The following is a 15,208-nucleotide window of genomic DNA, read 5'->3' as shown; positions in this document are numbered from 1 at the left end:
TAGTACAGCCTAAAAGGAGAAAAATATGCAAAAAATAGTTGGTTTGATTATTGCGCTGTCCATGACTGTGCTTACAATTGGTTGTAGTGATTCGTCACGCAATATTTCTTCTAACTCCAATGGTACCCAGGTACAAAACGTGCAGAAAGAAGCAGGACGATTAACGTTTTCATTAAATTCAAAAGAATACTCAATCCCGATTCAAAAGGTTGACTCCATTTATAAATACCTTGAACAATTCGATCAAAGTGATCGAGCAACCGAGATAGAACGAATACAAGCTACAGCCTTCACTTCGAATTCCCGGATTATATATGGTGATTTTCAATACAGTTGTGGAACAAAACTTTGCAACCATTCATTCGTTCAGATTAAAAATGATGAGATTAAATCCGTCCCTTTACACTCTGGAAGCACCTTCTCTGATCATGCTTTTTCTCCAAACGAAAAGAATCTCGCTATCTTGCTTGGAAAAAATGAAGGTACTGATGTTGTCCGAAATAGTGTAATGATTATAAACACAGAATCCTTAACGCTAGCCGAGCTTGATGACGCTAGCGATATGGTCAATAAGGTAACGTCTACAGATTTTAGTATCCCAATACTTTCGTTACATTGGGAGAATGACACAACATTAAAGATAACCATACCAGATCTGACCGACTATTCGTTTGAAACACTTAAGCAATGGCAGCAAAAAGAGAGTAAAGCGAAAGAAGTTACATTACGTATTACCACTATATAATGATACGGTTCGCCCCGAATCCTCATAAACTATCCTGCCATTTCTCTTCGTAAGTTCGCCATCTTGTTACAGTCACCGTGGGAAATTTTGGCTTGCCGAAACAAAAAAAGCGAGATACGCATCTGCGTACCTCGCTTTTCTCAGTGTATTATACGAACATCGCGTGCTGCTTATAAAAGGATTGAAAAAAACGTGCCGAAAGTGGCCGCTTTCCATAAAGTTTCTCGCAGAACGCGTAAATCGTTTGCCTTGCGGCTTCATCCTCGAGCATTGTCATATGTGTCGAAGCTTCAACGTCCATCACGTACGCCTGCGGGATCTGTCGAACCCATTCCTCCCAGTAAGGCAGATGGTCGAACGGAACGGCCCCTTCTTTAGCCGTTAAATAAGGTTCCCATGATCCCATGAACACCCCACTCTGGTTTCGGAAGTAATAGCAGGTTACCTCATCTGGCCGAGGCAAAGGCAGAAGCTTATAGTCTATCAATCTGTAGCTCTGCTGCATGGAAAACTGACGCTCAAATTGCTTCTCCAGCAGCCGCTTAGGAATATCCAGACCTCTATGCTCGGCTAGCTCGGTTAGACGTTCAAAAAATACATCGAATCCGTTGTCGCAGTCAATCTCATCCCTATGGATGAGAAGACCTTTCTCATCGGTCGAGGCAATGCCATGGACGGCTGCCAACGCCATGTTAACGGTTTGCAGGGCTATAGAATTCTGATCGAGGGTCGTCCTCTGGACCTCAGGGCTAAACATCGTATCCAGCATAACCAAAGACGATACAGTCTCACCCGCTTCCTGCAGCTGACGCGTCATTTCGTAAGCCAACATACCGCCGAGCGAATATCCGCCAAGATCATAAGGGCCCTCCGGCTGAATCGCTTTGATGAGTCGGACATAGTGTGAAGCAATAGCCACTATGCCCTCAGGTGCTTCATCGCCGGTACCGCTGAACGATTGGATACCGTAGAACGGTCTTTTCGCATACGCCGCCAAAAAACGATATACTTCCACGCTTCCGGATGCGCCATGAATCCAAAATACCGGCCTTCCATCCGTAATTGAATTGAGCCGAATGATCTGCTGATTGAAGTTCTCCTCCAAAAAAGAGCCGTCAACATGAAGATCATCGATTTCCGGCGGGAAGTTCGCTTGCACCTTGTCGATCAAGTCTTGAATCGTTTCACAAGTCAACAGATCGGGGAGCTCCATCGACGGAGCAGCCACTTTCTGCAGGCCTGCAAGCAATTGCGCGAGATGAAGCGAACTCAATCCGTAATACATCAATCGCTTGTCCGTTTGAATCTCTGTCGGCATCATGCCAAGAAGTAGAGCGACGCTGTTTAAGACGATTGTCTTTGCATCATTCCCGTTCATGGCAAGCTGAGCCTTTTGTGCGCTCATCTCATCGTTCTTGCCCATCTCAGCTTCCGTCCGCTCTAAGCCCGCTTCCGGTTGGATTTCAAGCCAGCAGCGCTGCTTGACGAACGGGTAAGTGAGCAATGGTACGATTCTCCCCTTTCTTCGGCTGCGATACAATTCCCTCCAGTCCATATCGCCGCCCTTTGACCAGTAGATGGCAAGCTTCTCGACATCAAGTTCATCCATCAAGTGCTTCAAATACAGCTGGCCATTCTTACCAGAAAGGAGCCTGAGCATATCATCCGGAGGTCCTCCCGCATTTCCTTCGTATAACCCGAAGTTCCGAAGCTCCGAACTGCCGGTATCATCCAGATAGTACGAGAGCGCGGCCATCAATTCTTCCCTGCTGCTCGCAGTGACAGCAAGACGGAAGTCCATGGATTCACGACCGACCTGCAGCGTATAGGCCAGATCGTCCAGCGAAAGCTCCTCGTTCCGCTTCACATACTGACGTACATGGTATACGGCTTCCTTCAGACGTTCCCGGCTTTTGGCCGAGAGGATCAATAATTGATTTCCAGTTTCCTGTACAGATGGTTCTTCAGCAGGCTGCACATATTCCTCGACAATCAGATGAGCATTCGTACCGCCGGCACCAAAGGAGCTGATCGCCGCGCGAAGTGGGAATTTCCCGCCATGTGGCGCTTCATTTTCCGTCTGCTGCCAGTCCTCTAAATGCCGCTGAATACGGAAATTCGTTTCCTCAAGGCGTAAACTCGGATTCAAGGCTGTGTCCGAGCCGAGTGTCGGAACAAGCTGCCGATGCTTTAACTGAAGAACGACTTTTGTTAATTGGGCGATGCCCGAGGCAGCTTCCCCATGCCCGATGTTGGATTTGACGGACCCAATCGGCAGAGCACGCTTCATACCGGAATGACTGCGGTACACCTTGTTCATCGCCGCCATTTCAACTGCATCGCCGATGGATGACCCGTTAGCCGCACACTCAATATAGCTGATCGACTCTGGTTTTATGTCGGCCTGGCGCATGCTTTCTTCCATCAGTTGAGCTTGTGCATTTGGATTTGGCGCTCCGTAGCCGTTTGTCTGTCCGCCATGATTGACCGCGGTTGATTTAATCACCGCTAAAATGGAGTCACCATCCTCGATGGCTTTGACCAGCGGTTTTAATAGGACCGAACCAACTCCTTCCGATGGCAAATAACCGTCCCCGTCCGCGAAGCTTCTGCTTCCAGGATGACTGCCAGCCAAACGCGACATGCTTAAGCCGACATACTTTTGCGGATGAAGCGAAAGATTGACGCCTCCGGCGATTGCCAGCTCGCATTCACCTTTCCGCAAGCTTTCGCATGCCATATGGATCGCGACCGCCGAAGAAGAGCACATCGTATCGACAGCGATGCTCGGACCTTTGAAATTAAAGAAATGGGACACCCGGTTGGCGATGGAGCTATACGAGGACAGAGCAAAAAGCGGCTCCTTCGCCGGGTCGTTATTTAGCAAATGATAATGATTGTACATGCAGCCGGCATACACGCCGACCTTGCTGCCGTACTCGTGCTCAAGCGTCTGGCTTGTATAACCCGCTTGCTCCAGCGTGTTCCATACGGACTCGAGAAACAGCCGCTCTTGCGGGCTTATATAAGACGCTTCCAGGGGTGAGAGCTGGAAAAAGATCGGATCGAATTGATCGATATCTTTTAGAAACCCGCCCCATTGACAGTAGCTCTTGCCTGGCTTGCCTTTCTCAGGATTATAATACTTGCCGCTTTGCCAACGAACAGCGGGTATTTCTTCAATACAATCCTTCCCGCTCTTCAGATTGTCCCAGAACTGGTCTAAATCCTCCGCTCCCGGATAGCGGCCCGACAATCCGATGATCGCGATATCGGACGCAGGTTGACGCTCGGATATCTCCTCGCGGATCAGCGTTGCTTGCTTTAACGCTGGTTTTGTCGCCACTGGAGCCGGCGTAACGGATAAATGAGCAGCCGCTATGACTGGTGAAGCTGCCTTTGGTATCACTTGCGTAAGCTCGGGCGCAAGCACCCGACGGAGCTTAGGCTCATAATGACCGATAAGATATTCACACAGCGCTTGTATAGTTTCATACTCGAAGAACAAAGTTTTCGGCAGCGAGCCTAATTCGTTCTCAAGCTGTGCCGTAAGCTGCATCGCCATAATCGAGTCAATGCCAAACTTGCTGAAGGAGGTCTTGGCATCCATGCGATGTAGAGGAATGCGTATATAGGATGACAGGCTCTCCCTTAAGTAGTGCATCGTTCTCTCATACAGCTCGTCTGGTCCGAGCCGGTTCTCTCTATCTGACTGCCACTCGGCCGCAGGAGCTTGCTGCGCTGTCACCAACTCTTCCATGAGCGTCGGTGTGCCCAAAGCCATGTTCATCACCGCAACTTGGTGCTTCCCACTTGCCAGCGCTGCGTAAAGCGCTTGAATGCCCTGCTGGCTCTGTATCGCTTTCATTCCCGAGCGCTGCTCCATCATCGCTTCCGTTGCGGGATCGACGGTCATCCCGCCTTCCTGCCACAGCGGCCAATTCACTGAAAGCGTATGTCCTTGCCGATGGCCGGCCGCTACCAGCTCATTCCGATAAGCGGCGAAGGCATCCATAAACCCGTTTGCTGCTGCATAATCCGCCTGCCCATAGTTTCCGAGGCATCCGGAAAGCGAGGAAAACAGAACAAAGAAGTCGAGCTCCAGCCCGCTTGTTGCTTTGTCCAATGCTATGAGTCCATCCACTTTAGGTCCCAAGACAGCAATCAAATCGTCTGTTGTTTTATGGATCAGGAAGCTATCCTTCTTCATGCCTGCAGCATGAAGGATGCCGTTCAATCGGCCATGTCGAGCTACAATTCCACTCATCAGTGCCGCCATGTCCGATTCCTTACGGACATCTGCGGTATGATACTCCACGTGTGCACCTAACTCCCGAATCATTTCCAATTGGGACTGACGATTACGGTCAAGCTCTGACCTTCCGGTTAGAATGATTGCCGCTTCACGGGATTTCCTAGCGATATCCTGTGCGAAGATCAATCCAAGTCCTCCGGCACCGCCGGTTATGAGGTAGACGCCTCTGTCCTTCCACGGCGCGTCCACCGCAACGTCCGATGCATTCAGGCCTTCGATTACCGCTTCATACCGCCGGTTTCCTTCATAGCGAATATGGCTGACCGATGGATGACGGCCGTCAATCTCTAAAAAGGAAAGAAGCTGCTCGGATGAGACGCCCGCATCGAATTCGATTAACTGGCACCATACATTCGGATTCTCCAGATGCGCCGTCTTCAACATACCGGCTAAACCGGCGTACATCTGCTGCTCGCCGGAAGCAGGAATCAGCAACTGGATCAACGACTGACCACCAAGCTTGTCTTTTAAGATCTTCTGAATGTCAACCATGAGCTGCTCCGCATAGCCGACATACCGTTCCTCGATTACCTGCCCTTCTGCTTTCAGCACTTTGCACACCGCCTCAGGGAATGCTCGGGCCAACTGCGCGTTCATGCTTTGGTTTTCTTCCAGCAGATACATATACCGACGGGTGATTATGCGCGCTTCACTTCGGTCTTTATCATTGCGTTCGGCCCATGCCGGATTCCATAGCAGCGGAGCGTCTTCTTCCATAGTCATAGCCACTTCCACTTCCGCTTCTAATTGACGCGAAGAGAGGCCTTGCAGTATCGCGCAGTGTTTTCCATGCTCATCATAGATGTCGATATCAAGCTTTTGAATCGCCCCTGTTGCGGTGCTTCCGGAGCTTCTTCGAATCCATGCCCACATGACCGCTGTACTTGGACCCAAAATCACCAAACGGTCCAGTGCATAAGGAAGTCCCGGCCTTAATGCTGCTTCCGAGCCAGTTCTTCCTTCCGAATCTAAAGGTAATGCGGCCATTCCGATTGATGCTTGCAGCGCCGAATCAATCATGCCCGGATGAAGCACATAATGCTCCAGTGTGGACAAGGCGGAAGCCGCAATTTCCAAACGACCCAGCAGCTCGCCTTTACCGACTTGGATTCGGTCAATAGCACGATGGCCGGGTCCGTAATCCATGTCCAGCCGGCCAAGCATGTCATAACATTGGGCGCCGGTGATGAGTCCGACGTCACATCTAGCCTGAAGTTCTTCGAGCAATTCGATATGTGGCACTTGAACGGATTCGTCTAATGCCGCTGTTCCTTGACAATGAACCGTTCTTCCCTCCGGATGCCCCGATGCTTCCGTATAAATTTCGAAGAAGAAGTCCGCTTCGGAATTACGCTGCAGATGAATGTTCACCGTGACGGAACGATCTTCCACGACGATTGGCTGCACCCATCCGATATGCCGCAGCAAGACGGGTGATGTTGGCGTACCTGATCCTTTTTCGCATGCTGCCGTCACAGCCGCCCGCGCCATCTCCAGATAGGCGACGGCGGGTAGCACCTTTCGCCCTCGGACTGAATGATCTGTCAAGAAAAACTCCGTCCCCGTCAGAACCGTTTGAAACAATAGACCTGAGCTGTCCTTCAACGAAGTGCGCTGAAGGTTCAGAGGCAAAGATTCGCTAGACGCTTTCATCGGTTCGCGTCTTTGTGGGTCCTGCGGCGGATAGTCATTATCCGAAACCCAGTAACGCTCTTTGGCAAACGGATACGTCGGAAGCGGAACACGCGAATAGGAGTCGCCAGCAAACAGTTGGCTGTAATTCAGCGCATAGCCTTGAACATACAATTCGGCTGCCGTGGACAGATGCTCCAGATACAAGCCTGGATTCATGCACGTTTGGCAGCTCTCGATCGCGGCATTGCCAAATCGCTTTAACGATTGCTGCTCGCGAACGTCGTTTTCCGCTAACTCGGATACGTACACCTGCGCCATTTTACCGCGGGATAGCCAGTTGGAGAGCAGTTGTTTTAGCTCTTCTGCGTCTTTGACGATACAAGCCAACCGGTGATTCATGTGACGACGTCCAACCAGCAGTGTATAGCTGATGTTTCCCGCATCAATGTCAGGTACCCGCTGGCAATGCTCCAACAGCCTCTCAGCTTGCTGCTTTAGCTGTTCCCGGCTGCGGGCTGACAGCGTAATGAGATAAAACGGCCTCGATGCATGCATACGCAAAGTATCCGGAGCCTCCTCAATGACCATATGCGCATTAGTGCCGCTGAAGCCGAAGGAGCTGGTGGCTGCAATCCGCCTTGAACCCGGTGGAACCGCCCAATCTTTAATCTCCGTATTGACATAGAACGGGCTGCTGGAAAACTTGATGTGCGCATTGCCCGTCTCATAATGCAGGGAAGGCGGGATTTGCTGGTTTCGCAGCGATAGTAAAATTTTGAAAACGCTCGCGACACCTGCAGCTGCGGTTGTATGACCAATATTTGTTTTTATGGTTCCAATCGCGCAGAACTGCTTTTTATCCGTGTAATGGCTGAAGGCACTGTTCAATGCTTCGAACTCAATCGGATCGCCGAGACGGGTTCCGGTGCCATGCGCCTCCACCATTTGAATCTGCTCCGGATGAATGGCGAAACGATCATAGACGGACTTTTCCAGCCGTTCCTGCGAATTGGCGCTTGGAGCGGTAATGCCGTTTGTCGTCCCGTCCTGGTTAATGCCCGAACCCTTAATAACCCCGTGGATATGGTCGCCGTCGGCAATGGCATCCTTCAGCCGCTTCAGAACGACGACACCGACCCCTTCGCCAGGTACAAAGCCGTCTGCCCGATTATCGAACGTGTGACATTTGCCCGAAGGAGACAGCATGCCGGCCCGGTTGGAATTGATATAAAACGTTGGCGTCGTTTGGACAAACACGCCCCCTGCCAGTGCCATTTCGGTCTCTCCGGTCCATAAGCCTTGGCAGGCAAGATGGATGGATACAAGCGAGCTGGAGCAGGCGGTATCAACCGTAACGGCAGGCCCCTGAAGATTTAAATAATAGGCGATTCTTGCGGGAATAATGGATGGAGCATTCCCCCACATCGCTTGCGGAGGCGAGTTGTCTCCGATATGGTGCACATAGTCGCCAATATTGTAGCCGACATACACGCCGCAGGCACGACCCTCTACGCTCTGGCCCGCATAACCCGAATCCTCCAGCGCCTTCCATGATTCCTCCAGGAACATGCGCTGCTGCGGATCCATATAGGTAGCCTCGAGTCCGGAAATATTAAAGAAGGACGGATCGAACTTATCGATCTCATCCAAGAAGCTGCCGTGATTGCAGTAAGGCTTGCCTTTGGGTGCATACTTCGACAGATCCCACCGGGTAACTTCTTCAACAAGATCATGACCTTGCGCCAAATGCTCCCACAATTCATCCAGCGTGTTCGATTTGGCAAAGCGGCCACTCATTCCGATTATGGCGATGGGCTCTTTAACTGCTGCTTCCGTAGCCCGAACGGATGCAGCGGCCTCGGCCGGCTGCGCGGACGCCTTCGTTTGCAAGGATTCGAAATGGACAGCCTGCTCCTCCCTTTCAAGAGGAATTGAACCTTGCTCGTAAACGACAGCGAGTCGGTCGCTAAATGCGGACACAACAGCCTCTTTATGCGCAGACAGCAAATACCCGGCCAGTTGATTGATCGAGCTGTAGTCAAAAAGAATGGTTGTCTTCATCTCAATCTGCAAACGTTCGTTAAGCGTATTGACGATATGCACGCCGGAAATGGAATCAAGCCCGTAGTCTGCGAAAGAGTCATCCATATCGAGCGATGACGCATCCAGCTTCAGCGTTTCCGCCAACTGGGAGGCAATCAACGATTTGATTTCATCCTGGAGCATCTGCTCATTCAAGGCAAATAAGCTGTCTTCGATTTCCCTTCTGGAATCCGTATGTGCTGCATCATTCCGCTCTTTCGTCAATGTGGAAACGGATTGACTTGCAGACTGCTGAGCGCTTATTCCTTTCCGTTGTTCCCATCTAGGCTGTCTGATGATTCCATCGCTTTGTGCCGCAACGATTTGCTGTCCCAGGTCGTGATGATCCTGGGCCAGGAAGCCGATCGCACTGAAGCCTTCTCTCTCAAGCAGTTGCTGCCAGCTTTCAGGTGAGAGCGCTGGACTGCCCGGAATCCGAATGCCGGGATCGTCATACAGCCACCAGCCTTCCAGCAGCCCGAACGTAAGATGGGTAAATAGGGCACCGCTGCTAATTTCATTTAATAGCAGCCATCCTCCGGGCTTCAATGCTGCTTTCGCGTTGCGAACCGTCGTCCGCATGTTACGCGTAGCATGAAGGACGTTCGCGGCTATGACAAGATCATACTGACCAGCATCAACGCCTTGCTGCGCAAGAGCTTGCTCTACGTTGAACGTGCGGTACGTCAGGAACGGATAGCTAGGGCCGTATTCCTTCTGCGCATGGAGCAGAAACATTTTGGATAGATCGGTATAGCAGTATTCCGCAATATGGGTCTTATAGAGAGCTAGCTTGGCAAGCACGCCCGCAGACGTACCGCCTGTACCCGCGCCGATTTCCAGAATACGAATTTGCGCCTTCGGATTTTCCTGTACACGCTGTCTGACAACATGCAGGGCTGCCTCGGCCACTACATCGTTGAAATAATCAGCTACCGGATTGCTCTTGTAAATCCCCTCGACAAGTTCCATTGACGAGTTCGGAAAGAGCACGTCTGTCGCTGCAGATTTCCCTGTAAGGACAGCAGGCAAGGACTTCAGCGTTGTTTCCACCAATACGATTTGCGCTCTTGTTTTCTCGTCCTCCCGCCATTTAGCGGTATGCTGCCCCCACTGCTCCCATACCGCCCCGTGATCGGTGTTTGCCGTGACCGTAACCGACAGAAGCTGGCCTCTACGGGACAGTAGCCCTTGCTCTACGAGAATAGCAACGCTCTGACTTAGCCATTCGGCATACATTTCTTCGGCGATTCCTGCAGCAGCCATTGCCTGTTTCAGATCGAACGTTCCGGAAGCGAATACCCCCGTTTGCCGAAGCTGCACGAACAACAGCCTGCCAAGAAGTCCGTTCATCTCATCCGTCTTCTCCGCGTTCTCACGCTTCATCTGTCCGATATCGGGTCGCTCAGAGGCGGCAGGCAGACTTCGGCCTGCTTCAGCTGACCGCTGTCCTGCAGCTAGAGCCTTCATTTCTTCTTTGGGATTCATGCTTTCGACGGGGATCTGCTTCGTCGTTTTCATAACAGCCAGCTGCAATTGCGGCTGGGCAAGCACTCTCTCAATCGCCTGCATCGCTTCCTTCGGCTCGATTAGCCCAATTCCAAGCTCCTGCAGCAGCCGGTATTTTTCCGTATCCTCGACCTTGTCGCTTGACCAGAATCCCCAGTTCAGCACTTTCACGCTGCAAGACCACTGCTGTGCCAACAAGTGCGCGAGAGCATCCTTAAAGACACAACCGGCGGCATAGTGAGCCTGCTGCGGATTCTTAATAAGGCTGATGAGCGATGAGAAGAACAGTACGAAATCTAGCCGTTCCTCGCGAAATACCTGCGCCATCCTGACGCTCACGTCAACTTTAGCGGAGAGCGCAGCTTGAAAAGCAACCTCATCCATTTCAGCCAAGCTGTACTCGTTTAATACCATTGCCGAATGGACGACGCCGTTTACAGAGCCAAAGCGCTGCTTAATCTCGGCATAAGCCTGCGAGAGCGAATGGATGTCCGATGCGTCTGCACTCCAATAACGAATCTCGGGACCACGATCTGAAAGACTGTGAATTTTGGTTCGAATAGCGTCATTCATCGGGCTGCGACCAATCCACACGATTTGCGCTTGATAGGTACGAATCATATACTCCGACCATACCATGCCGATCCCGCCAGCTCCGCCGATGACGACATATACGCCTCCATTCCGGTACACTGGCGCTTTCGGAGCGGGAAGAATAGTTGGAATCAACTGCATACGGTGCCACTCACGCCCTCTGTATACGGCAGCCCCGCCCCTCCGGTCTGCAGGGATCCGGAACATCTCGGACACCGGCCATTTCGAATCCGACTCCAAGTCGATGAGACGAATCATCCAGTTTGGATATTCTTTAGCAAGCGAACCGATCAGTCCGTGAACGCCTGCCTGTGCCGGTTTTATGCTGTCTTTCTTGGATACCGCTTGGGCCTGGGTCGTGATGACCGTGAGGCCGACCGACCTTGAACCGTAGCCAGATTGCAGCAACGATTGAATAAACCGGAAGCAGCTAAGCGTAGTCTGATTGTGAGCAGTAATCAGCGCATCGTCTACACCGCCGTCTATAGCAGCAGGATCACGAACTACCCATATAAAATGTCCGATATCCTCAAAGCCGGAAATCTTCCGCTTGATATCAGCCACGGACACGTCTTCGTCATTACCAAAATGTACGGAACCCGGATATAGGGCTTGAATTTGCGCGAAACGTTCGTTGCAGAGACCAAATACAGCGATCCGTTCCGTTACGGCAGGGAAATAGTCGCCTTCCGGCTCAACGGCGAACGTATCCCACACCGGAGTAAACTGCCTCAGCATATCCTGCGAACCGGTACCTGTGTCAGCTTCCACGATACGTTGGTTAGCGTCATTCTCCGCGTTCCGGTTCGAAGCCTGAATTACGGCTGAGCTTTCTCCCTGAGGCGAGGTCGGGCTTGCCGCTTTGGCTGTGCTTCCTACTTGCTGTACCGCTGATGGCAGGCTGTCCTGCGGTTTCGGCGCAACCGGCAGCCAGTATCTGTTTTTCGCAAAGGGATAGGCCGGAAGATGCATTTTTCTCGGTTTATCGGTACGGTAAAGCCGTCCCCATTCGATATCGCTGCCCTGAGCCCAAGACTGTGCGATTTCAGCCATCTTTCCTTCTGTAAACCAACGGTCGTCAGCCTTCGCCACATCCGCCGACACGCTGGACTTTTTCTTCAGCTGACCTTTCCAGCAGTTCGGAACGGAAGGTTTACCATCCGCATATGCTTTCAATTTCTCGACCAGTTCCCGGATGCTGCTGACTAGAAAGACAACCCGCTCTTCCATTGCTTCGCGTCCGGTCTGAAGCGTATACGCAATGGACGACAAGCTCATCTCCTGAGACGCCCCGCCTTCCGCATGACGATTCCGATTCAGAATCAGATGCAGCGATTCGGCGGCATCAGAGATCGATCGAATCTCATACCAATCGATGCTGTCGGTCTCGATTTCATATTCCCGCAGCAGCTCATCCCGGACAGCAGACAGGTGTGCCGTTTCCATGCCGTATTCCGACCAGTCTTGATCGAAATCGATGTCTTGTTCATCCACCTTCAGAACAGTTGAAACCATTCGCAGAATATTGGCTTCCAGCCCGCTCTGTGATTCCATTTCCTTAACGCTAGCCACGCATCCAGCCTCATCCGCAAGGAACCGCGCTAACCGATCCGCATACGCTTTCAAGCGATCTTCATTTTTGGCCGATAACGGCACAATGACGGCAGACGGCTCGCCGCTCGCGGAAGAAGGCTGCGGCACCCATTCCTCCAAAATGATATGCGCATTTGAGCCATAGGCGCCAAAGGAGCTGATCCCTGCCCTCCTCGGGTATACCGTTTCCTTTCCTGCTTCGGTCACCCGAGGCTGCTCCCATTGCTCTAACTGCCTCTGGATGTAGAATGGCGATTGCTCAAAATCGATATAAGGATTCGTTTCGGCGGAATGCAACGACGGCACTAACGTTTTATGATGCATCTGCAGCGCAACCTTAATCAACCCGCAAACCCCGGCAGCGGACTCGCCGTGACCGACGTTGGATTTGACTGAACCGATAGCGCAATATTGACGGTCATCCGTGTAGCGGGAATATGCTTTCACCAGTCCTTGGATTTCGATGGGATCGCCGAGCGACGTGCCTGTGCCGTGTGCTTCCAAATAACTGATCGTTCTCGGATGAATATTAACCTTATTCAGGCAGTCTTCAATCAATTCAGCTTGTGCAACCGGACTGGGCACCGTAATGCCGCTAACCGCACCCACATGGTTGATTGAACTGCCTTTGATAACGGCATATATCTGATCGCCATCCTTGACGGCGGCACTTAGCGGTTTTAGTACGACCGCGCCAATCCCTTCTCCGGATGTAAACCCGTCGCCGTCTTTACCGAACGTACGGCAATAACCGTCGCTCGAATGCATGTTGGCCATGCCGAACGTTTTATATTTGCCAGGATGAAGCGTCAAGTTGACACCGCCCGCAATTGCAGCTTCACATTCTCCACGCCGGATGCTCTCTACCGCCATGTGGACAGCTGTCAGAGATGCGGAGCACAGCGTATCGACTGCCAGACTGGGGCCATGGAAATTAAGCGAGTAGGAAACCCGGTTCGCCACGTACGAGTGACTCAAAGAAAGCGGGAATAGCAAGCCTTGCGCCATAAGCTCCGCCCCGAGTAGTGCATAATCCTTATGCATAACACCAGCGAACACGCCGACAAGGTTCCGTTTGTTCGGTCCTCTTGGCGTTACGAGGCTGGACGGACGGTATCCAGCATCTTCAATGGCCTCCCAGCATGTTTCAAGAAAAATCCGCTCCTGCGGGTCTATGATTTCCGCTTCGCGAGGCGATATGCGAAAGAACGGCGCATCAAAGCAATCGGGGTCGTCAATGAAGCCGCCCCATCTGGAAACCCCTTTGCCCGAAGGAGACTTTAAGTTTTCAAACTGTTTCCAATCCCATCGTGAAGGGGGAATTTCGCTGATGCAGTCTTTACCGTCCTTCAAATTTTGCCAAAACTCGCGTAGATCGCTTGCCCCTGGAAAACGGCCTGACATTCCGATGATGGCAATATCCTCTTCTTGCGATGTTGATGCTTCTGAGCGGTTGCTGGAATCCGCAGGTTTCTTCCTGTTGTCCGGATGTTCATCAAGGTGCGATCGGGGGGCATTGATTCCATCGCCCGGTACTGGTGCGAAGCTTTCATCCGCAAATGCCGAAGCGTACTGTTCGGCCAAGTAAACGGATAAAACTGCAATCGTCGTATATTCAAAAAGCAGCGTAGGCGGAAGCGCTGCGCCTACCTTCGCTTCAATTCTCTTAACCATCTCCAGCAAGCCTGAGGAATCCATTCCCATCTCATAATAGCCCGCGTTCGGATCGAGATCCGCTTCAGCCATATCCAAGCGCTCAGCCAAGATGCCAGCCAGAAAAGCGGCCGCCTGAACGGTTGGAGTGCGCTCCCCGCTGAGAGCATGCCCCTGTTTGACTGGAGCCGGCGCCGGTTCTGTGACGGACGGGTCATCCCCATCTCCCGAGACGGCAGATGAACTGATCCCGGATGCCGCCCTCACCAGCTTCATCGTGTAGTTTTTCATTTCTGCTACTTTGCAGCCCTTACTGTCGAATAGCTCTAGCGTCATGCTGAGCAATTCGTTCTTTCGTTGAACACTGGGAGTGAGAACCTGTGTATAGCAGCGCTCTTGAATGAGCTGCTCCGCACGAAAGGACTCAAAATATAAGGGCAGAAACAATTGTTGCTCTTCCCCGACAAGCGCTCGAAGCAATAGCGAGGCACCTACACAACTAGCATCTAACAAGGTGGGATGAAACAGCACGTCTTCGGCGCTGTCGCGCGAATTGCGATCCAATGCAAGCTCAATGAGCACGCCTGTTGAGGTTTGGAAGGTATACCCTTCCGCTTTCATCATGCCGGTATGGATGAGGCCCAGCGCACGAAACTGCGCATAGGCCTCCTCCAGATCGACGGAAGCTTCCGCCTGATTTATGGCTTGCCCGAGATTGATCGTCTTATCAAATGGAACGGGTTGAATCTTCCGCATTTGGGCATCGGCATATCGTTTCGCCTCCGGGCTGACGGCTCCATCCCGCGATTCGCGGCCTTCTACAACAATGCTCCAGCATCCCGCTTCCTTCTCTTCCACAACAATATCGATCAGCACCTCGTAATCGTGACCCACCGCCAAGGGATGATAGATCGATACATGGCAAAGCTCCAGCTCTCTCCAATCGTACCCGTTATCCCGAAATGCTTGGTAGATCAAGTCGACATAAGCCGGACCAGGCAGCAGTTCCTGACCAAAGACTTTATGGTTGCTCAGGATCGGATGATCGCCGCTTAATAAAAATTGTTCTTTCATGAAATAGT

At 51.8% G+C, this 15,208-nt stretch carries 2 protein-coding genes; one reads left to right on the top strand and one right to left on the bottom strand.

The annotated features are described in order from the left end of the window. The first annotated feature begins 25 nt into the window (after window positions 1-25). Window positions 26-745 (top strand): hypothetical protein, encoded by a 720-nt coding sequence (locus HP568_RS15510; RefSeq protein ID WP_173629532.1) that lies wholly within the window; start codon window positions 26-28, stop codon window positions 743-745. Between the two features lie 148 nt (window positions 746-893). Here the strand turns inward: HP568_RS15510 and HP568_RS15505 are convergent, their stop codons facing one another. Continuing rightward, entirely contained in the window at window positions 894-15,200 is a 14,307-nt protein-coding gene (locus HP568_RS15505; RefSeq protein ID WP_173629531.1) for an SDR family NAD(P)-dependent oxidoreductase, read from the bottom strand. Between the last annotated feature and the right edge of the window lie 8 nt (window positions 15,201-15,208).

Source organism: Brevibacillus sp. MS2.2, from assembly GCF_013284345.1.
Classification (GTDB): Bacteria; Bacillota; Bacilli; order Brevibacillales; family Brevibacillaceae; genus Brevibacillus; species Brevibacillus brevis_C.
Note: the sequence above shows the minus strand (reverse complement) of the source record. Positions and strands in the feature narration are given on the sequence as shown.